This window comes from Mesorhizobium sp. INR15 (assembly GCF_015500075.1).
GTDB lineage: Bacteria > Pseudomonadota > Alphaproteobacteria > Rhizobiales > Rhizobiaceae > Mesorhizobium.
In genome coordinates, this window is the sequence record NZ_CP045496.1 from 2,455,745 (window position 1) to 2,475,180 (window position 19,436).

The 19,436-nt window shown below is 61.8% G+C and carries 27 protein-coding genes; 9 read left to right on the forward strand and 18 right to left on the reverse strand.

Annotated elements, in window-relative coordinates; all coding sequences use genetic code 11:
• Positions 1-16 precede the first annotated feature (16 nt).
• The 5 genes from GA829_RS11935 to GA829_RS11955 form a co-directional block, all read right to left on the reverse strand.
• Positions 17-1,168, reverse strand: a complete 1,152-nt coding sequence (locus GA829_RS11935) for a M24 family metallopeptidase (RefSeq protein WP_195178696.1) — start codon at positions 1,166-1,168, stop codon at positions 17-19.
• Positions 1,168-1,962, reverse strand: a complete 795-nt coding sequence (pgeF, locus tag GA829_RS11940; protein ID WP_195178697.1) for a peptidoglycan editing factor PgeF — start codon at positions 1,960-1,962, stop codon at positions 1,168-1,170. The genes GA829_RS11935 and pgeF overlap by 1 nt, the downstream gene beginning before the upstream one ends.
• A gap of 100 nt (positions 1,963-2,062) precedes the next feature.
• Positions 2,063-3,151 carry a class I SAM-dependent methyltransferase gene (locus GA829_RS11945; RefSeq protein WP_195178698.1) on the reverse strand — a complete coding sequence of 363 codons (1,089 nt, stop codon included), beginning with the start codon at positions 3,149-3,151 and terminating at the stop codon, positions 2,063-2,065.
• Entirely contained in the window at positions 3,148-4,002 is an 855-nt protein-coding gene (lgt, locus tag GA829_RS11950) for a prolipoprotein diacylglyceryl transferase (protein ID WP_195178699.1), read from the reverse strand. The genes GA829_RS11945 and lgt overlap by 4 nt, the downstream gene beginning before the upstream one ends.
• A 162-nt stretch (positions 4,003-4,164) precedes the next feature.
• Positions 4,165-4,404: a BrnA antitoxin family protein gene (locus GA829_RS11955; RefSeq protein WP_195178700.1), complete on the reverse strand. Its 240-nt coding sequence runs from the start codon at positions 4,402-4,404 to the stop codon at positions 4,165-4,167.
• A 215-nt stretch (positions 4,405-4,619) separates the two neighbouring features.
• Between GA829_RS11955 and GA829_RS11960 the strand changes: the two genes are divergently transcribed.
• From GA829_RS11960 to GA829_RS11970, 3 genes are all read left to right on the forward strand, one after another.
• On the forward strand, positions 4,620-4,922 hold the full coding sequence (locus GA829_RS11960) for an accessory factor UbiK family protein (protein ID WP_195178701.1): 303 nt from the start codon (positions 4,620-4,622) through the stop codon (positions 4,920-4,922).
• A 323-nt stretch (positions 4,923-5,245) separates the two neighbouring features.
• Positions 5,246-5,746: a type III secretion system chaperone family protein gene (locus tag GA829_RS11965; protein ID WP_195178702.1), complete on the forward strand. Its 501-nt coding sequence runs from the start codon at positions 5,246-5,248 to the stop codon at positions 5,744-5,746.
• Between the two features lie 5 nt (positions 5,747-5,751).
• A complete protein-coding gene (locus GA829_RS11970) occupies positions 5,752-6,111 on the forward strand; it encodes a tRNA-binding protein (protein WP_195178703.1) in 360 nt (119 codons plus the stop codon).
• Positions 6,112-6,269: 158 nt separating this feature from the next.
• Here the strand turns inward: GA829_RS11970 and GA829_RS11975 are convergent, their stop codons facing one another.
• The 4 genes from GA829_RS11975 to GA829_RS11990 form a co-directional block, all read right to left on the reverse strand.
• Entirely contained in the window at positions 6,270-7,292 is a 1,023-nt protein-coding gene (locus tag GA829_RS11975) for a glycosyltransferase family 4 protein (protein WP_195178704.1), read from the reverse strand.
• A gap of 227 nt (positions 7,293-7,519) precedes the next feature.
• Positions 7,520-8,932, reverse strand: a complete 1,413-nt coding sequence (locus tag GA829_RS11980) for an ATP-binding protein (RefSeq protein WP_195178705.1) — start codon at positions 8,930-8,932, stop codon at positions 7,520-7,522.
• 52 nt (positions 8,933-8,984) lie between these two features.
• On the reverse strand, positions 8,985-9,698 hold the full coding sequence (locus GA829_RS11985) for a response regulator (RefSeq protein ID WP_195178706.1): 714 nt from the start codon (positions 9,696-9,698) through the stop codon (positions 8,985-8,987).
• Positions 9,685-10,212, reverse strand: a complete 528-nt coding sequence (locus GA829_RS11990) for a MarR family winged helix-turn-helix transcriptional regulator (protein WP_195178707.1) — start codon at positions 10,210-10,212, stop codon at positions 9,685-9,687. The genes GA829_RS11985 and GA829_RS11990 overlap by 14 nt, the downstream gene beginning before the upstream one ends.
• A gap of 260 nt (positions 10,213-10,472) precedes the next feature.
• Between GA829_RS11990 and GA829_RS11995 the strand changes: the two genes are divergently transcribed.
• The 3 genes from GA829_RS11995 (at position 10,473) to GA829_RS12005 (ending at position 12,609) form a co-directional block, all read left to right on the forward strand.
• Complete coding sequence (locus tag GA829_RS11995; RefSeq protein ID WP_195178708.1) at positions 10,473-11,366, forward strand: branched-chain amino acid aminotransferase; 894 nt, start codon at positions 10,473-10,475, stop codon at positions 11,364-11,366.
• A gap of 145 nt (positions 11,367-11,511) precedes the next feature.
• Positions 11,512-11,829: a hypothetical protein gene (locus GA829_RS12000; protein WP_195178709.1), complete on the forward strand. Its 318-nt coding sequence runs from the start codon at positions 11,512-11,514 to the stop codon at positions 11,827-11,829.
• A gap of 138 nt (positions 11,830-11,967) precedes the next feature.
• Positions 11,968-12,609, forward strand: coding sequence for an MBL fold metallo-hydrolase (locus tag GA829_RS12005; protein ID WP_195178710.1), 642 nt, complete (start codon positions 11,968-11,970; stop codon positions 12,607-12,609).
• Positions 12,610-12,686: 77 nt separating this feature from the next.
• On the opposite strand, the gene GA829_RS12010 is transcribed toward GA829_RS12005, so the two are convergent.
• The 3 genes from GA829_RS12010 to GA829_RS12020 all read right to left on the reverse strand — a co-directional run bounded on the left by GA829_RS12010 (position 12,687) and on the right by GA829_RS12020 (position 14,080).
• A complete protein-coding gene (locus GA829_RS12010; RefSeq protein ID WP_195178711.1) occupies positions 12,687-13,127 on the reverse strand; it encodes a BA14K family protein in 441 nt (146 codons plus the stop codon).
• A gap of 194 nt (positions 13,128-13,321) precedes the next feature.
• Positions 13,322-13,534 (reverse strand): cold-shock protein, encoded by a 213-nt coding sequence (locus tag GA829_RS12015; RefSeq protein WP_013530020.1) that lies wholly within the window; start codon positions 13,532-13,534, stop codon positions 13,322-13,324.
• 336 nt (positions 13,535-13,870) lie between these two features.
• Positions 13,871-14,080 carry a cold-shock protein gene (locus GA829_RS12020; protein WP_195178712.1) on the reverse strand — a complete coding sequence of 70 codons (210 nt, stop codon included), beginning with the start codon at positions 14,078-14,080 and terminating at the stop codon, positions 13,871-13,873.
• A gap of 580 nt (positions 14,081-14,660) precedes the next feature.
• Here GA829_RS12020 and GA829_RS12025 point away from each other — a divergent pair.
• Entirely contained in the window at positions 14,661-15,071 is a 411-nt protein-coding gene (locus GA829_RS12025) for a Kazal-type serine protease inhibitor family protein (protein WP_195178713.1), read from the forward strand.
• A gap of 40 nt (positions 15,072-15,111) precedes the next feature.
• On the opposite strand, the gene GA829_RS12030 is transcribed toward GA829_RS12025, so the two are convergent.
• From GA829_RS12030 to GA829_RS12050, 5 genes are all read right to left on the reverse strand, one after another.
• On the reverse strand, positions 15,112-15,336 hold the full coding sequence (locus GA829_RS12030; protein WP_195178714.1) for a hypothetical protein: 225 nt from the start codon (positions 15,334-15,336) through the stop codon (positions 15,112-15,114).
• 145 nt (positions 15,337-15,481) lie between these two features.
• Complete coding sequence (locus GA829_RS12035; protein WP_195178715.1) at positions 15,482-15,619, reverse strand: hypothetical protein; 138 nt, start codon at positions 15,617-15,619, stop codon at positions 15,482-15,484.
• Positions 15,620-15,759: 140 nt separating this feature from the next.
• Positions 15,760-16,008, reverse strand: coding sequence for a hypothetical protein (locus GA829_RS12040; RefSeq protein ID WP_195178716.1), 249 nt, complete (start codon positions 16,006-16,008; stop codon positions 15,760-15,762).
• A complete protein-coding gene (locus tag GA829_RS12045; protein WP_195178717.1) occupies positions 16,005-16,271 on the reverse strand; it encodes a hypothetical protein in 267 nt (88 codons plus the stop codon). Before GA829_RS12045 ends, GA829_RS12040 begins: the two co-directional genes overlap by 4 nt.
• Positions 16,272-16,417: 146 nt before the next feature.
• The gene (locus GA829_RS12050) at positions 16,418-16,624 is read right to left on the reverse strand and encodes a cold-shock protein (RefSeq protein ID WP_195178718.1); all 207 of its coding nucleotides are present in this window, start codon (positions 16,622-16,624) and stop codon (positions 16,418-16,420) included.
• A 258-nt stretch (positions 16,625-16,882) separates the two neighbouring features.
• Between GA829_RS12050 and GA829_RS12055 the strand changes: the two genes are divergently transcribed.
• Both GA829_RS12055 and GA829_RS12060 read left to right on the forward strand, forming a co-directional pair.
• Positions 16,883-17,179, forward strand: coding sequence for a hypothetical protein (locus GA829_RS12055; RefSeq protein WP_258052255.1), 297 nt, complete (start codon positions 16,883-16,885; stop codon positions 17,177-17,179).
• A gap of 190 nt (positions 17,180-17,369) precedes the next feature.
• The gene (locus GA829_RS12060) at positions 17,370-19,004 is read left to right on the forward strand and encodes a tetratricopeptide repeat-containing sulfotransferase family protein (RefSeq protein ID WP_195178719.1); all 1,635 of its coding nucleotides are present in this window, start codon (positions 17,370-17,372) and stop codon (positions 19,002-19,004) included.
• A 12-nt stretch (positions 19,005-19,016) separates the two neighbouring features.
• On the opposite strand, the gene GA829_RS12065 is transcribed toward GA829_RS12060, so the two are convergent.
• Positions 19,017-19,370 carry a DUF1428 domain-containing protein gene (locus GA829_RS12065; RefSeq protein ID WP_195178720.1) on the reverse strand — a complete coding sequence of 118 codons (354 nt, stop codon included), beginning with the start codon at positions 19,368-19,370 and terminating at the stop codon, positions 19,017-19,019.
• Positions 19,371-19,436: the final 66 nt, after the last annotated feature.

Sequence of the window (19,436 nt, forward strand, 5' to 3'; positions counted from 1 at the left end):
GCCTCCCATTATGGATTCACTGTACGATCAAGTCGAGATCATGGCGTGAAAGCGGCTTTGGCTGGGATTCGGTGGTCAGATAGGTGCGGCCAAGGGTCATCGCGGTCTCGGTTTCGGAGTCCATGATGATCATGTGGGCGAACAGCGTCATATTGGGCGCGATCGGCTCGGGATTGCCCTGGTAGAACATCGGCATATCCATCCAGGATGGGGTAAAGCGGGCGCCCAGCGAATAGCCGCAGGCGTTGAGCCGGTGCTTGGTCAGCCCATGCGCCTCCATGGTGCGGGCGTGCGCGTCGAAGACGTCGCCAAAGGTGTTTCCCGGCGTCATCGCCTTTTCGACGGCTAACAATGCGGCGCGGGCGGCGTCAAAAAGCTCCTGATGGCGTTTCGACACCTTGCCGGTCAGCACCGTGCGCATCATCGCGGCATGGTAGTGGTGGAAGACGCCGGCCCATTCGAGCGTCAGCTGGTCGTTCTTGGTCAGCTTGCGGCGTCCGGCCTTGTAGCGGCAAAGCAGCGCGTCGGTGCCGGAGCCGATGATGAACTCGTTGGCCGGATAATCGCCGCCGCCGGCAAAGACGGCACCTTGCATGGCGGCCAGGATCAAGGCCTCGTCGCCGCCTTGCTTGATCAGCGGCAAGGCCGCGTCCAGCGCGTCGTCGGCGAGATTGGCGGCCTTCTCTGCCTTGGCGATCTCAGCCGGGCTCTTGAACAGGCGCAGCCGGTTGACGATGCCTGAGGCGTCGGCGATCTGGCCGAAGGTCTGCAACTGCTCGTCAAGGCGGCGGCCATTGAAGGCGGTCAGGCCGTGGGTGTCGTATTCGACGCCAATGCGGGCGCCGAGCAGGTTGAGTTCATTGAGCAGATTGCGCAGGTCGACCGCCGGATTGGCGCCGTTGCGATCGGTCCACAGCACGATGTTGTCGATGATCGATGTCTGGCGCGCCTGGCGCAGGTCGGCCGAACGGGTCAAAAGTACCATCGAACCGTCGGCCTTGACCACCATGCACTGGAAGAAGCAGAAGCCGAACGTGTCGTAGCCGGTCAGCCAATACATGCTTTCCTGCGCAAACAGCAGGATGGCGTCGAGCTTCTTTTCGGCCATCTCGATGATCAGCCGGTCGCGCCGGGCGTCGAATTCCGATCGTTCAAAATGCAGCGCCATTATTCCCTCTCCAAAACAATTGCCGAAACCTGCCGGCCATAATCAGGCTCCTTGCGGTGCGTGGTGCGCCGGTAGGAGTAAAACAGATCTTCCTCGGCATAGGTGCAGCGGCCGAGCCCTTCAGCGGTGACGCCAGCCTTCTTCAGCCGGTCGATCGTGTAGAGATTGAGGTCGAACATCGCGTGGCCGGGCTGCGCGGAAGGCTCGAAATACCTGTCGTTTTCGGCGTCGGCCTCGACGAAGCGCGCGATGAACTCAGGCCCGACCTCGTAGTTTTCGGGGCCGATAGACGGTCCAAGCACGGCAACGATGCGCTCACGGCGGGCGCCAAGGCCTTCCATGGCCAGGATGGTGTTTTCCAGCACGCCGGTGAAAGCGCCTTTCCAACCGGCATGGGCCGCACCGATGACACGCATCTCCGCATCCGCGAACAGGACCGGGCCGCAATCGGCGGTCGAGGCGCCGATGGCAATGCCGGGCCGGTCGGTGACGATGGCGTCGGCCTTTGGCCGCTCGCCGGCAAAAGGCTCCCTGGCGACGATGACATCGGGCGAATGGATCTGCCACGCTGTGAGGAGATGCGTTGCCGGCACGCCCATCCAGGCTGCGACACGGCCACGATTCTCGGCGACCAGCGCCTGGTCGTCATCCGAGCCGGAGCCGATGTTGAGGCCCTGGTAGATGCCGGTGGAAACGCCGCCGGCGCGGGTGAAATAGCCGTGGCGGATGCCTTGCGCCTGCGCCTTGTCCAGCAGCGGCGACCGAACGGGATCCGGTTTGGTCTGATTGAGCATGCGGGCGTTGTTGTCCGTGTGGGCTGTTTCGTCAAGGTGAAGTTCCGGGGGCGGCTCGGCCTTCACAGGGCGGCAGATTGGGAGAGACCGCAGCAAAAAGTCAATCCGCCAGGGGAAATGGCGCGACTGCAATGCCGCCGGGCAGGATGGCTAGCACCTTGAACAGATCGCCCATGGCCTGCGGACCCGCAAGGCGTTCGACTTGCGCCGAGATTGCCTCCCGGCCCGCTTCATCGGCCGAGGCGCCGAGCTGGCCGGCACGTTCGAGCAATCCCATCGCGATCAGGAAGCCGCCTTGCGTTGACAGGTGAGCATCAAGGCCATGCGCACGTGCCGTGGCGGCAAGGGCGTGAAAATCGACATGAGAGGTGAGGTCGGCCTCGCCGGGATTGGCCAGCACATCTTCGTGACTGTGCTGGCGCAAGGCCTGCAACGTGTCGCCGATACCGGGCTGAAGGTGGCCATAGTCAAGAAACAGGCCGGCGCCGCCATGCCTGGCGATGCGTTCGGCGAGGGCCGTCATCAAGGCGGTGCGGGCGGGCGCGATCTCGACGATCGCGCCCTGCGGGGCATGTTCGGCGTCAGTGGGCAGCAATGCCGCCTCGACCGAACCGGCGCCGGCGAAGAAGCGCAGCGCGTCATCATCATCAAGCCCGACCATGCGTTCGCGCCAGCCGGCGCCGGCGCGGATGAACTGGCGCACCGGCACGGCATCGAACAGCTCGTTGCCGACGATGAACAATGGTGTTCGCGGCAATGTGTCGATGGTCTCGTGCCAATCCATTTTCGCCTGCAGGCCGGAAAGCGTCTGCTTCTGCACCTCGGTGAGGCGCGGGCTGGTCTCGACCAGGGCGAAGGATGCGGCGGTGCTCAACGTCGGATCGAGCCGCGACAAGGTGCGGAGCATGTCCTTCATCAGCGTGCCGCGGCCGGGGCCGATCTCGGCGATGGTGACCGGCTTGGGCCGGCCTGCCGCCAGCCAGGCCTGGTAAAGCCAGACGGCAACCAGTTCACCGAACATCTGGCTGATCTCCGGCGCGGTGATGAAGTCGCCGGCAGCGCCGAAGGGCTCGCGTGTCGTGTAGTAGCCGTCCCTCGGGTCGAACAGGCAAAGCGCCATGTATTCGTTGACCGGAATGGGCCCCAGGGCCTCGATCAGATCGACGATGCGGGTCTTCAGCCGGGTCATGCCGGCTGCGGTTGCGTCACCGGTTTGGCTGTCGCCATCGCCCAGATGCCGGCCAGCACCATTGGCAATGACAGGATCATGCCCATGGTCAGCCAGTTGGTGCCAAGGAGATAGCCGAGCTGCTGATCCGGTTCGCGGAAGAACTCGACGAAGATGCGTGACAGGCCATAGCCGCAGATGAAGGCGCCGCCGACGAAACGCGGCGTCTTCAGCTTGAAGCGCGAATGGGTGAGGATGCGCAGGACGATGAACAGAACCAAGCCTTCCAGCAGAGCCTCGTAAAGCTGGCTCGGATGGCGGGTGAAGGGGCCGCCATTGGGGAATTCGATCGCCCATGGCACATCGGTCGGCCGGCCCCAGAGTTCGGAATTGATGAAGTTGGCGACACGCACAAGGCCAAGGCCGACCGGCACGCCTGCGGCCACGACATCGAACAGCGACCATGTACGGATGCCGCGCTTGAAGGAGAACAGCGTCATGGCGAGGATGACGCCAAGCAGGCCGCCATGGAACGACATGCCGCCTTGCCAGACCGCGACGATGTCGAGCGGGTGGGCGATGTAGCGCGGCAGGTCGTAGAACAGCACGTAGCCGGTGCGCCCGCCCAGCACGACACCGATGGCTGCCCAGATGATGAAATCATCGAGGTCTATAGGCTTCATCGGCAGGACGCCGTTGGGCCAAAGCTTGGGATTGGTGACCAGCCGCTTGGCATACCACCAGGCGAAGAGAATGCCGACGATGTAGCCGACGCCGTACCAATGCACCGCCAGCGGCCCGATCTGGATCAGGATCGGGTTGATCTGGGGGAAGGGCAGGGAGGCGAGCGGCAGCAGGAAATATTCGTTCAACTGATAACTCTCGGTTGCGATCGGCGCGGACCATGCGGCAGGGTTTTGGCAGGGTCAAGGCAGAGTGACCGCAGTCAATCGTCGCAAGACGGGATCGACCGAGGTCTGGCGCGCCAGGCGCAATATGCAACCTGTCCATGCCCTTAGCCCGGACGGCTGAGGTCAGTCCTGATGCCTGGCGGTCACCAATTGCCGCAACGCATCATTGATCCTGTCCTGCCAGCCTGGACCATCTTCCTGGAAATGGTCCAGCACGGCTCGATCGATCCTGATCGAAACAAGTTCTCTGACATTCGGTGCGGCGGAGGGCTCGCGAACCGGGGGTGCCGGCTTTTTGACCGGCTTGAAGGCGGCTTCGGCGGCTTCAAATGGATTTGTTGGTCGGCGTGGGGGCGTTGCCATTGGTTGACCCTGACTGAGGCACCTCGTGCCTGACGGAATATGGAGTGAAGCATTAGAGTAGGCGATTTGGCACCGTCGCGTATAGTCTTGAAGAACGTGCGCCATAGCAGCGCAGATGGGCCAAGTTTCGGCCTGGTGACGCCCCATGGCCGTGCAACGTTCTTGCATTCGAGGCGCGGCACCACTACGTCATTTCGAGCAAGCGAGGATTTGCCATGTCGACCGGACCGAACCGCATTCTCGATGAATTCGCCAAGCTGATGACCGACGCCGCTGGTGCCGCTCAGGGCGTGCGCCGTGAGGTGGAGACCGCTTTCAAGGGTCAGGCCGAGCGCATTCTCAACACCATGGACGTGGTGCAGCGCGAAGAGTTCGAAGCCGCGCGCGAGATGGCGGCCAAGGCGCGGGAAGAAAACAGCCGGCTCGCCGAGCGTATCGAGGCGCTTGAGGCGAAGCTTGCCGAACTGACCGGACAGGCCACACCGGCGGTTGCGGCGAAGCCCCGGCCAAAAAAATAATCGTTAAACTTTTCCACAAAGCACAATCCTAAAAAGCGCTTTGCCGTGAATCGCTTAACGGCATTGCATGAATCTTTGTGACAGCGCCTTTCCACATGCGAATGACGCAGTGCGAAAAATTGGGCTGTTCACGCGACTCCCGATCAATAGACTGAATTTGTTGCATGATTCGGAGCAGGGTCATGTCGCCGGGCGGTGGGGTTCGGTCTGGGGTCTTTGTGTCGAGAAGTCCTGGCCGTCCGAGTTCTAGACAAGATTGTTCGTTGTGTGTGCCCTCCCGCGGAGCGTGTGGCGGCGCTCCTTAGAACGACAGGAAGCATTCCATGGAACTTCTCGAACTCGAAGTGTCCCGCGAAATTCATCCGGTGGATGTGATCGAGCAGGTGGCCCACAACAATGACTGGTCCTTTGAACGGGCCGGCGATGACGAGATTTCGATCTCGGTTGCCGGCAGCTGGACCGACTATCATGTGTCCTTCTCCTGGATGGAGGATTTCGAGGCGCTGCACCTGGCCTGCGCCTTTGACATCAAGGTGCCGGAAACCCGCGCGCTGGAAGTGATGCGGCTGTTGTCGCTGATCAACGAACAGATGCTGTTTGGCCATTTCGACCTCTGGGAGCAGGAAGGCGCGATCATGTTCCGCCAGTCGCTGCTGCTGGCCGGCGGGGTCGAGCCATCGAGCCAGCAGGTCGAGGTGCTGCTGTCCTCGGCGCTTGAAGCCTGCGAATGCTATTTCCAGGCTTTCCAGTTTGTCGTCTGGTCGGGAACCTCGGCCAAGGATGCGCTGGCCAGCGTGCTGTTCGAGACCCACGGAAACGCTTGAGCCAGATGAGTTCCAGCAGCGAGCGCAAGCCCGAGATCAGCTTTGCCGATTTCGATCGTGTCGACATCCGTGCCGGCACGATCGTCGAGGCCGAGCCGTTTCCTGAGGCGCGCAAGTCGGCATTCAAGCTGAAGATCGATTTCGGCGCCGACATCGGGGTGAAGAAATCCTCGGCGCAAATCACCAAATACTATGCGCCAGAAACGCTGATCGGCCGTCAGGTCTTCGCGGTAGTCAATTTCCCGCCGCGCCAGATCGGGCCGTTCATGTCGGAAGTGCTGACGCTGGGTTTTCCCGATGAGGAAGGCGCGGTTGTGCTCGGTGCGATCGAGCGCAAGGTGCCGGATGGTGGGCGGCTGTTTTAGGATGCGTTGATATTCAGGTGATGCCGGCCTGCGAACGGCGGTCTCCTGCGCTTCCGGTGCTCACGTACCCAAACGTACGCTGCGCTCCGGTTCTCGGAGCCCACCATTCTCGACTCGGCCTGACCTGAATCTCAACACATCCCAGGCTGCAACAACTCCTAGGCAGCCAGCTTTCGCGTCGTTCCCAGCGCTTCCTCGACCGTGTCTAGGAACATCTCCGCGCAGGCTTTCCAGCTGTAGCGCATGGCGCGTTCGCGTGCCTGGGCGCGGTCGACGTGAAGTGCCGCGAGTGCCGCTTCCCGGAGATCGGTTGACACCGCGCCGCCAAAACCATCACCGACGATGTCGATCGGCCCGGTGACGGGATAGGCGGCGACGGGCGTGCCGCTGGCCAGCGCCTCGATGATGACGTTGCCGAACGTGTCGGTGCGGCTGGGGAAGACGAAGACATCAGCCGAGGCATAGATCTCGGCCAGTTCATCATTGGGCCGGTGACCGAGGAAATGGGCTTGCGGGTATTTTGCCTTGAGTTTGGCGAATTCTGGACCTTCACCGACAATGACCTTGCTGCCGGGCAAGTCGAGATCGAGGAAAGCGCTGAGGTTCTTCTCGATGGCAACGCGGCCAACGCAGAGGAAGATGGGACCCGGAAAGCCGAGGTCCTTCTTCTTTTCCGGGCGGAAGTGGTCGGTGTCGACGCCACGCGTCCAGGGTCTCAGCTTGTTGAAGCCGCGCGAGGCGAGATCATCGGCCAAGGACTGCGTGGCCACCAGCGTGCCCTGGCCGGAATTGTGGAAGTCGCGCAGCCAGCGGTAGGCCCAGCTTTCCGGCACCGGCAGGCGGGCGCTCAGATATTCGGGAAAGCGGGTGTGGTAGCTGGTCGTGAACGGACGGCCGGCATTGCGGCAATAACGCCGCGCCATGATGCCGAGCGGGCCTTCGGTGACGATGTGGATATGGTCGGCCTTGCGGGCATCGATCAGGCGCGCGACGTTGCCGGGCGTGGTCAGCGCCAGCCGGATATCGGGATAGGTTGGCAGGGGCAGCGTGCGAAAGATGTTCGGCGTCAGGAAATCGACCGCGACGTCGAAGGATTTCAGCGTCTCGGTGAGCCGTTCCAGCGTGTGGACGACGCCGTTGACTTGCGGGCGCCAGGCGTCGGTAACCATCAGTATGCGCATGGCGGCCCTTAGCTTGAAAGGTTCATTGCCTTGTTACGATGGCGGAACGGCGACCACGCGGCGAGGCTCGCTTCGCTCCAGCGCACCCGAACGGGCACAGGGTCGAAGTGAGGCGGCAAGGCCGAATCAAGTGATGTCGCGCGCTTCATGCGCGCTCTTCACCATGGTTTCATGACGGGCGGATGAAGCCCTAACCGCTGGCCAGCGGCAGAGCAGTGCGGTTCAGGTCAGGCCGGGACCTTGATGACGGCGCGCAAGCCGCCAAGCGGGCTGTCGTCGAGCATGATGTCGCCGCCGTGGCTGCGGGCAATGTCGCGGGCGATGGAAAGGCCGAGGCCGGTGCCGCTGGCGTCGAGATTGCGCGCCTCGTCCAGCCGCACGAAGGGCTTGAACACATCCTCGCGCCTGTCGGCCGGAATGCCGGGGCCATCATCGTCGATGGTGACGAGAAGCGAGCCCCGGCCATGATTGGCGGTCACTTCAACCGTCTTGGCATAGCGGAAGGCATTGCCGATGACGTTGGACATCAGCCGCGCGAAGGCGTGCGGCCTCACATGCACGTCACGGTCGCCGGCCAGCGTGGTCGACAGCTTGCGCTTGCGCAGCTTGGCCTCTTCACTGAGCTTCTGGAAATAGGCCTCGAGATCGAAACGGCCGGCGTCTTCCGATGCCTCGCCGCGCGCGAAGGCGAGGTAACCCTCAAGCATCGACTGCATGTCGTCGATGTCCTGGTCGAGCGCCTTGGTGTCGGCCCGGCTGCCGGCCAGCGCCAGCTGCAGCTTGAAGCGGGTGAGAATGGTTCTGAGGTCATGGCTGACGCCGGTCAGCATGGCGGTGCGCTGCTCGATCTGGCGTTCGATGCGCTCGCGCATCTGGATGAAGGCGAAACCGGCGCGACGCACCTCTTCGGCGCCACGCGGACGGAAATCGCGCGGCATCGGCCGGCCCTTGCCGAAGCTTTCGGCGGCTTCGGCCAGCGTCAGGATCGGCCGGATCTGGTTGCGCAGGAAGGGGATGGCGATCATCAGAAGCACCAGCGAGGTGCCGACCATCCAGATCAGGAAAATGTGGGTGTTGGAAGCATAGGCCTGGCTGCGGCGCACGAAGACGCGCAGCACCTTGCCCTCAAGCTGGACGCGGACTTCGACGATGTTGGAATTGCCGACCGTATCGATCCAGAAGGGACGGTTGATCTGGCGGGTGATCTCCGATGACAAGGCTTCGTCGAGGATCGAGAAGAAAGGTTTGGGGCCGGGCGGCGGCAGCGGATCGGGCGGCAAGAGGTCGATCTTCAGCTGCATGCGGTCCTGGGCGACGCGGATGATGTTGGCGTAGTCGGCGTCGTGCGGATAGGTCTCCATCATGTCGATGATGGCGGCGATGTCGCGCACCGTGGCCTGCGACAGGCGCTGCGTCACGGTTGCCCAATGGCGTTCCATGAAGACAAAGGCGACAACCGATTGCAACAGGATCATCGGCGCGATGACGATGATCAGCGAGCGGGCATAGAGCCGCTTGGGCATGTAGAGCGAAACGAGGCGCCAGAACCGGTTCCAGGCGCGCGGTACCGCCTTCAGCGTGCGCGTCGCGCGAGCGCTCAAGCCGCCATCTCCCGGCTGTTGCAGTTCCGTGGTTGCCATTCGATCTTTTCGCTCGTCAGCGGCCGCTTAGCAAAGCGCCGCGAACGACATCCTATTCCACGCTGAGCCGATACCCAATACCGCGCACGGTCTGCAGCCACACCGGGTTGGATGGATCGCGCTCGATCTTGCGGCGCAGCCGGTTGATCTGGACGTCGATGGTGCGTTCGCCGACGTCGGATTCGTCACCGACCAGTTCGTGACGCGGGATGGTTTCGCCGGCCCGCGCGGCGAAGATCGCCAGAATCTCCTGCTCGCGGTCGGTCAGTTTCAGGGCCTCGCCACCACGCTTCAGCTCGCGCCTGGCGATCTGGAACGTGTAGGGCCCGAAGACAAGCTGCTCGACCTTGGGTGTCGTCGCCGGGCCGCCCCGGCGCAGGATGTTGTTGATGCGCAGGATCAGTTCGCGCGGGTCGAAAGGCTTTGGCAGATAGTCATCGGCGCCGGCCTCCAGTCCGTTGATGCGGCTGTCGGTTTCCGACAGCGCCGTCAGCATCAGGATCGGCACGGTCTTCTCGGCACGCAGCGACTTGGTCAGGTCGACGCCGCTTTCGCCCGGCATCATTACATCGAGCACCAGAAGGTCGAAGTCCAAGCCGGCGAGCTTGCGCCGGGCTTCACCGGCATTGCCGGCGACGGTGACGCGAAAGCCGTTTTCGGTCAGATACTGCTTGAGCAGGTTGCGGATGCGGGTGTCGTCGTCGACCACCAGCAGATGCGGGGCATCATCGTCCGGTGCGGCCGGACCGCTTTCAATGTTCTCCATGGCTTTTCCCTCTAGCCGGTCCAACGTCGATCTGCGCTCTTAGTTCCGGATTGACCATCGCCTCAAGGAAACGTTCAACCAAGGCGCGTTCCGGATTTCCGGAATCTTCCAATGCAGCATGGATGCGGCGTGACTGTGGCCGTGCCAGCGCCAGTGCCAGCGCACGGCCCTTGGCGGTCGGGTAGAGTTCGCGCTGGCGGCGGTCACGCGGCCCCTGCAACTGGACGATATGATCGGTGTCGATGAGCTGCTTGAGCACGCGCGCCAGGCTCTGCTTGGTGATCTTCAACACGTCGAGCAATTCGGCGACCGTCAGGCCTGGCCTGCGGTTGACGAAATGCAGCACGCGGTGATGCGCGCGGCCGAAGCCGTAATCGGCCAGGATCTGGTCCGGATCGGAGGTGAAGTCGCGATAGGCGAAGAAGAACAGTTCGATGATGGCGAAGTCGATGCCGTCCTCGTCGGTGATGGCCGTCCTGATCGGTTTTCCGGCTGCTTGGCTTCGATCCGTCATCATTTCTCCGTAGGAAAGGAAGATTATGTCAGTACTATTGACGTAATTTCCCTGCAATGGTAATTTTTGACAAGCTTTTCGGCGGATTGCGAACGAAAAGGCAAGGCGAAGCCGTTTTTCCGGAACTTCCTGAGTTTGCCAGAGCACGGATATCCGCTTACGCTTCAAAGCATTGGTCAGCCCTCGCCAAGCATGGCTCGGCCGACATGAAACACGCAACGGCACAAGACTAGGCGGGCAGGGGCCCGTGGGAGGTTATGATGGCATCCGTTCCCTTCGATCAGTTGGACGGCTTTATCTGGATGAACGGCGAATTCGTCAAATGGGGCGACGCCAAGGTTCATGTGCTGACCCATGGTCTGCACTACGCCAGCGCGGTTTTTGAAGGCGAGCGCGCTTACGGCGGTGCGATCTTCAAGCTGAACGAGCATACCGAGCGCCTGCATGAATCGGCGCGGCTGCTTGGGTTCAAGATTCCCTATTCGGTCGCCGAACTCAACGATGCTTCGACCACGCTTTTGAAGAAGCAGGGTTTCCAGGACGCCTATGTGCGGCCGATCGCCTGGCGCGGCAGCGAGCAGATGGGCGTCTCGGCGCAGAACAACCGCATCAATGTGTCCATCGCCATCTGGCAATGGCCGAGCTATTTCGACCCGGCGCAGAAGCTGAAAGGCATCCGTCTCGACATGGCGGAATGGCGCCGGCCGGATCCACGCACCGCACCGTCGAAGTCGAAGGCCGCCGGCCTCTACATGATCTGCACCATGTCCAAGCATGCCGCAGAGGCCAGGGGCTATGCCGATGCCATGATGCTCGACTGGCGTGGCCAGGTCGCCGAGGCAACCGGCGCCAACATCTTCTTCGTCAAGGACGGCAAGATCCATACGCCGAAGCCGGACTGCTTCCTTGACGGCATCACCCGCCGCACGGTCATCGGCCTGGCCAAGGACCGTGGCCTGGAAATCATCGAACGCGCCATCATGCCGGAAGAACTGGAAGGCTTCGAGCAGTGTTTCCTGACCGGAACCGCGGCGGAAGTAACGCCGGTTTCGGAGATCGGCCCTTACCGATTCGAGGTTGGTGAAATCGCCAAGACATTGATGAATGACTACTCAGCGGCCGTTCAGCCAAAGCAAGCGATCGCCGCGGAATAACGATAGTCACAGCTTTTCCAGCAAGCAGGGGCGGTTTTCAGGCCGCCCCTTTTATTTCAGCATCTGCGCATTTGACTTTCGTCCAATTCGGCGTCTCATGATGGTGTCGGCCCGGGAGGCTGGCAGCTATGGAGGGACTAGTAATATGGACATGAACACGCTTCTTCCGATCATTGTACAAGTGATTACGGGCGTCATCGGTGGTCAGGCGATCGGTGTGGCGCTCAAGAACGCGGCGATGGGCCAGCTTCCCAAAATCCTGGGCGGTGCCATTGGCGGCGTCGGCGGCGCGGCGATCCTCGGCAGCCTGCTTGGCGGCGGCACGATCGATCCGGCGGCGGCTGCCACGGCAGCTGGTGGCCTGGGCAGCGTTCTGGACCTCAAGAACATCGTTGGCGGTGCCGGCGGCGGCGCGATCCTGACCGGCATTCTGGGCGCGGTCATGGGCGCGATGAAGAAGTAAGCCTCACGGTCTCGGATTTTCGCATGGGCGGCTTCGGCCGCCCATTTCTGTTTCGCGGATACTCTCTGTTCGATTTTTCAAGGTGGACGCCTTTCTCCCGCGCCTCTACATCGAGGCTGAGGCAGCGAAAGGACGATCATGGGTCAGCTCAATGCCGGCATCGTGCCGGTCACACCGTTCCAGCAGAACTGCACCATCCTGTTCGACATGGACGACAAGCAGGGCGTCGTTGTCGATCCGGGCGGCGATATCGACAAGGTGCTGGCGGCGCTGAAGGAAAACGCGATTACTGCCGGTGCGATCTGGATCACGCATGGTCATATCGATCACGCCGGCGGCGCCATGGATTTGAAAGACGCACTCGGGGTCGAGATCATCGGTCCGCATGAGGACGACAAGCCGCTGCTCGCCAATCTCGAAAACCAGGCGAAGCGCTTCGGCATCACCGACACCGTGCGCAACTGTGTTCCCGACCGGTTTCTCAGCGAAGGCGAGACGGTGTCTTTTGGCCAGCATGTATTCGAGGTGTTGCATTGCCCAGGCCATGCGCCCGGCCATGTCGTCTACTACAATCGCGCGGCCAAGTTCGCCCATGTCGGCGACGTGCTGTTTCGTGGTTCCATAGGGCGCACCGACCTGCCGGGTGGAGATCATGCGGCGCTGATCGCCTCGATCAAGAACAAGCTCCTGCCGCTCGGCGACGACATAGGCTTCATTTGCGGTCACGGGCCGGGCGGCCGTTTCGGGGAAGAACGGCGGACGAATCCGTTCTTGACCTGACTCTTTGAGACGCGAACACCAAAAAGGCGCTGGCCTCGCGGCCAGCGCCTTTTTGTTTGAGGCAGGGAACCTCTTGGTTAGTTCGCGGTGCAGAAATGCTGGTCGCCGTCATTGCCGGTGAACGTGCCGGTGCGGGCGTTGAAGGTCCGGTAGCGGTCCGAGCAGTATTCGTACCAGCCGCGGGTCCACGGCTCAGCGTAACCCTGGTTGTAGACGACGCGCGGTTCGGCGTAGTAGCGACGGATCGGGGCCGGCCGCGGCCGCACTTCTCGGTAATAGCCGTCGTCGTAGCCGTCGTAACCATCATAGTCGTTGTAGCTGGGCTGGCGGTTGTTGTTGTTGAGCGCGCCAACGATCAGGGCACCGGCCGCGAGGCCAAGCACCCCGGCCGCGATGGCATCACCATTGCCTCGGCCATGGTGGCGGCGCCAGTCACCGGCGTTTGCCGCAGGCAAGGTCGCCAGCGTGGTGGCGACAACCGCGGCGGACAGAATGGCGGTCTTGAAAATTCGGTTCATGTCGGTCTCCTTCGTGCCGGCCCGTATAGTTTCGGGGGATGCGGTCCGGCTTTACCAAAGACTAATATGCGACCGTGGCTGAACGGGGGCTGAACGGAATTCAACGGTACAATTCAAAAACAGGCATTAGAAAATCGCACGCTCCCAAAGGAGCGGAACCGTCCCGTCGAAGCCGTCGTCTGTCGGAAAGCGGCTTAGCCGACTGACAGGTTGACGGCCTTGGGGCCCTTGCCACGCTTGTCCGGCTCGGTGTCGAATGACACTTTCTGTCCATCCTCGAGACCGGGAAGACCCGACGCCTGCACGGCTGAAATGTGGACGAAAACATCCTTCGCGCCATCATCGGGCGTGATGAAGCCGAAGCCCTTGGCATGGTTGAAGAATTTCACGGTGCCGGTCTGCGGCATGGGAAGCTCCTTTATCCCATAAAGTCCAGTCTCGGGCCGGCAAATGCCCGATGGGAAATTTGTCCTTTATTTTAGCGCTATCGGCAAGAGAAAGTTTTGCGGGGCCTAAACCATGCCGCGTGGAAACGGATTCATGCGACGCTTTGGGTTTTTGCGTCCATGCCTGTCTTTGCCTCAAAACCGGGCCACTTCTAAGCGACAGGCATCAGGCTACGCCCGCAATATGAAAAAGGCGCGACGAAAATCGCCGCGCCTTTCGAAATTAAAACCCGTCTCCAAGGCTTAGACCCGGAGGCTCCTTTACACGTCGACAGGGACGTGCGGCGCGCCGATCGCTCAGGCTGCGCGGAGGTTGACCGCCTTCGGGCCCTTGCCCATGCGATCCGGCTCGACGTCGAAGGTGACCTTCTGGCCGTCGACGAGCGTGCGCAGGCCCGAAGCCTCGATCGCGGAGATGTGGACAAACACATCCTTGGCGCCGCCGTCGGGCGTGATGAAACCGAAGCCTTTGGTAGCGTTGAAGAATTTAACGGTGCCGGTCTGCATTGGGGAACTCCTTCACCCGTTCAGTCTTTGATGGTCCTGCCCGCCACCTGGCGTCGAGGGCAAGTCCCGGTGGTTTCTTCGGCAGTCATGCATTGGCGCATGGTCGAACCCCCCGCCGAAAACGGGGCCGTCAGAGATTCACAGTATCGGGGAAAGGTCGTCCAAAACGTTCCGCTCTCCGGGTCGTAAATGCCCGAACACAAAATTTATCGCATGGAAACGTGAAGGTTGCAAGATAGCGCCGCGGGTGGCCCAATGGGCGCATCCGACGCATGAATCGACCGATCTGAGCGGCGACGGGCCGGAGATAGCCCCGGTCGCCGGCGGGGTCATCGGCCCAGAGCGAGGCCACGAGTAGGCCAGCGAGGGCGCGCCCTGTTGTCGTGGCTGACGAGCATGTCGTTTATCGTTGGCGCCTTCCGGCGAAGCGCGAGGCGCCGGGGTTGCATTTGGCAGTGGAATGGCGAGGATCGCGTGAGAGCCGGCGGATTTAAGCTTTGCTTTTTGGATCTCGTTGTTCCAAATCGCCGCGCACTCTTGCGCGACGCGCATCCGGACGGGGGTCGAGGAAAATATGATCATGAAATTTCTTGCGGCGATTTTCTCACGCCAGGGTTTTGCCATCCTGTTCCTGTCGGCAATTCTTGCCGCCTGTACCGTGGTGGTCGATGACGGTCCGGGGCAGCGCCCGCGTCCGCCAAGGCCGGAGCCGCAATTCTGTACCAAGCAGTATGAACCGGTCTGTGCCCGCCGTGGCGGCGACCGCCAGACCTTTGCCAATTCCTGCGAGGCTGACCGGGCCGGATACCGGATCGTACGCGATGGCCCATGCCGCGATGGCGGTGGCGGTGGTGGTGGCGGCGAGCAGACCTTCTGCACCCGCGAATACGCACCGGTTTGCGCCCGCCGCGACGGCCAGTTGCGAACCTTCCCCAACGCTTGCGAAGCCCGCGCCGCGGACTATCGCGTGGTTGACGACGGACCCTGCTGAGATGTTGATGGCCCCTTTTCCTGCGGCGGGAGGGGGCGCTTCACACCCCTGCGGGATACGCACCATCGGCCGGGCCGGCATATAGCTCGCCACCGTCTTCGTCGGAAATGCGCAGGCGGTCGGGGATTTGAGGCATGGCCAGGGTGTGGAACAGCGCGGTCGCACCTTGCAGGGCGGCGCGCAGATTCGGCGCTTCCAGGGATACTTTGTCGAGCGTGGCCTCGTCGGCGTCGCGCGAGCGATAGAACTCGATAACGAAATTCAAGCGCGCCTCCGTGGCGGGATATTGCGCGGTCCGCTGCCGCGATCTTCTTGCCTGACCATCATCCTGCCGAAACCTCACTTTTCGGGATCGTGGCCAAGGTCTCTCTCTTCGGCGCCGAAGGGAGCCGAAGAGAGAGGCTTCGGAATTAACCCTTCGACTTCGGCTTAAGGCTGGTTTCCGCCTGCTTGACGGCCGAGCCGAACGGCGAGGCTGGCTTCGCCGCCACCTTGTCCTTCTTGGGCTTGCGTGCCTCGCGGTTACTGCGTTGCTGACTCTTGGCCATTTTTATCCTCGTTGGTTGATGACGTCGGCGAAATAATGACGCTCACGTAAAGCAAGCCGCGTCGATGCGACGTGCTTTACGTCTTCGGCTCCATGCATGTCGTTGTCCCAAAACCGCTGCGCAGTTTTGGGCGATATGCATCAGACCGCCGGATTGTCGGCGGCTTCGAGATTGTCTTCGGTGGTGACCCGCTCATGGGTCTCCATCTCATTGCGGATGCGGTATTGCGGCGAGCCGTCCTTGACCGGCAGCCTGCTCGTGATCTCGAACAGTTCGGCCGTTTTCTGGACGAGGCCGACGCGGCTCTTCATGCGGACGCGCTGGCCAACCGCGAAGAGATGCGAGGGCGTGTCGTTGCGCGGGCGCGCATTCTGCTGGAAGCGGATCATGCGGCATTCTCCCTGTCTTGCCGAAGGGCTGTTTCGAGTTCGGCGTGGTCGATAGCGACGAGCTGGCTGGTCGGGCTCGTCACCGTCCTTGCCGGCAGATGAATGAAGGTGGCGACGCGTCGCCAGGCAAGCCATGAGAGGCCGTCGATAAGCTCTTCATCATGGTCGATGTCATAGTCGCCCGCCGGCAATGTCCCGGCCAGCCCGCCGAGCACGAAAGGTGCCCTGAAATGTGCGATGGAGTGAGTGGTGCGGGGAGACATCGTCTTCCTTTGAAGTAAACACGCGGTCGCAAAAGCAAAAAAGCGGGGACCAGCCCCGCTTTCCTATTTCCGGCAATCGCGGGAAATCAGCCGCTTTCGAGAGCTGCCAGTACATCCGTGGTCAGCGTTCATCGAATTTGGCCGGATCAGATCAGTTGCAGATTGGCGGCCGACTCGCGGCCCTTGTTGTCGCGCTCAAGCTCGAACCGCAGCTTCTGGCCTTCAGCAAGGCCGGGAAAGCCAGCGCGTTCGAGCGCGCTGACATGAACGAAAACGTCCTTGCCGCCATCGGCAGGCTGAATGAAGCCAAAGCCCTTCTGGCCGTTGTAGAACTTCACGGCTCCAGTGCTCATGTGGCGTGTCTTTCGAAGAATGAGAAGCGGTCACGGAGCGAATATGCCGCGCGCCCGGTATCGATGGTTTGGAATGAGATTGGCGGGTCGAGAACCTCTGACGCCACGAGATGCCAAATCTGGCCCAAATCGATATTTGTTATATAGCTCGACGGGGTAATTATTTCAAGAAGATTCCCAAAAAGACCGTGAATTGGCAAAAAAACAGATCGCTATAATTATTTAGAAAAAGCTGGTAAGCCTCGGAGGCTTTCAAACATGTTATTTGCAGCCCTGCTGGAACTTCGCTCCGGCATCTGCATTTTATTTATTCCTGAAAGGACAAAAGCCATGGTTTCCACCAGAACTTCAAGAGGCATGACCGTGCCGATCAAACCGATCGCTAACCCAGCCGCGACCCACGCCATAGCTATTGGGCTGAACGGCAAGCCGATGATCGTCAAATCGGCACGGCTGACCATCAGAAGCGACGAGGCGGCAAGGCGCATGATCGCCGATACCGACGGCACGGTGAGGCGGGCCAGACACGTGGCGGAGACCAACCGCCTGATTTGAACCGGTCGCTGCCAGTGAGGTCCGACTGGGAAGGGGGGCATCGCACTCCACCCTTGAATCTCCATCGCCCATGCCTTAGGTCCGGCAAGCGGACAAATACGGCAGGTTTCCCATCAACCGAGATCAAAGAAGAGCGGCGGGCGCGGGCGGTTCCAGTTCTGGGGGGCCGCCGCTCGGCCTCGACCAGCGCGTGCAGCAGGCATTGCAACTGCACCAGGCCGGACGCAGGCAAGAGGCCGAGGCGATCTACCGGCAGGTGCTGGCGCAGAAGGCCAATCACGCTGCCGCCGCGCATTTCCTCGGATTGCTGCTGCATCAGACCGGGCGCAGCGTCGAGGGTATGGATCTGCTCGAGCAGTCGGTGCGGCTGACTCCGGACAATCCGGATTTTCACAACAATCTCGGCACCGTCCTGCGCGACCTTGGCCGTGTGGCTGGAGCCGTCGATTGCTTCCGCAAGGCGGTAGGGCTGCGGCCGGACCAGCTCGCGGCGCGCGACAATCTTGGCTCTGCGTTGAAGCAACTCGGTCAGTTCGAGGGTGCGGAAGACATCTATCGTGGCACGGTCGGGCGCAATCCTTTCCATGTCCGCGCCCGCGTCGGGCTTGCCGAAACGTTGCAGGAGGCTGGCCGGCTGGATGCGGCGCTGGCCGTCTTCCGTGAGGCGCTGACCATCCGGCCCAAGGACGCCGACCTTCTGCACGGGCTGGGCGTCGGGCTGATGGAAAAGGGCAGGCTCGATGAAGCCGCCGATCTTTTCCGGCAGGCATTGGCGGTCGATCCCGGCATGGCGCGCGCCTGGCTGATGCTGACGCAAGTGAAGCGCCAGAAGGAGCGCGATGCCGAACTCGCCGGCATGGAAACGCAGCACGCCAAGGCGCCGGCCGGCAGCCTGGCGCGCATGCAGCTGTCCTTCGGTCTCGGCAAGGCCAATGACGATCTGAAGAACTATGACAGAGCCTTTGATTATTTCGCCGAAGGCAACGCCATCCGCCGCAAGGGCATCGACTATGATACAGGCAGGACGCGCGCCGAATTCGAGGCGATGAAGGCAACCTTCGATGCCGGCTTTTTCGACAAGCACCGGCCAAGCACGATCTCGGACGACACGCCGATCTTTGTCGTGGGCATGCCGCGCTCCGGCACGACGCTGGTCGAGCAGATCATCGCCAGCCATCCTCAGGTCTATGGCGCGGGCGAGCTCAGCATCCTGAAGACGGCGGTGGGCAAGCAGTTTCCGCTCACCATGAAGGGCGGCTTCCCCGCAGGGATCGCCGACATGCCCGACAAGGCGTTCACCGAAGCCGGCGAGGCCTATCTCGACATGCTGCACGCGCGCTATCCCGGCTTCAAGCATGTCACCGACAAGATGCCGGGCAATTTCCTGCTCGTCGGCTTCCTGCACCTGATGCTGCCGAAGGCCAAGATCATCCATTGCGCGCGCGATGCGGCGGCGACTTGCCTGTCGATCTACAAGGTGCATTTCCGCGGCGATAGCCACCGCTACGGCTACGACCTCAGCGAACTCGCCGACTTCCATAATCTCTACACCGACATCATGGCGCATTGGCGCAACGTGCTGCCTGGCGTGGTGCACGATGTGCGCTACGAGGATTTCGTCGCCGACCAGGAAGGGCAGACACGGGCGCTGATCGACTATCTCGGCTTGCCCTGGGACGATGCGGCGCTGTCGTTCCACGAAACCGACCGGCCGGTGCGCACGGCTTCGGCCGCGCAGGTGCGCCAGCCGATGTATCAGGGCTCGGTCGACCTGTGGAAGCGCTATGGCGACCGTCTGAAGCCGCTGCTCGACAGGCTGGACTGAACAGTCAGGCTGCTACAATTCCATGAAAGGCTTGAAGCCGCCGAAGATCATGCGCTTGGCGTCGAACGGCATGGTCCCCCAGTCGGGTTTCAAACGCGGGTCGGCCATCACCTTGGCCATCACCGCATCGCGACTCTGCCTCGATTCATAGACCACCCAGGCGAAGACGACGATCTCGTCGTCCTTGGCCTGTACGGCACGTGGAAACGAGGTCAGCTCGCCATAGGGCACGTCGTCGCCGATGCATTCGACATAAGAGAGCGCACCGTGTTCCATCCATATGGGGCCGGTGAGGTTGGCCAGTTTCTTGTAATCGTCGAGATTTGCCGTGGGCACGGCGAGCACGAAGCCATCGACATAGGACATGGCAGTCTCCTGTTTATACAGCGATCTCCCTTCTCCCCCTGTGGGAGAAGGTGGCCGAGCGAAGCT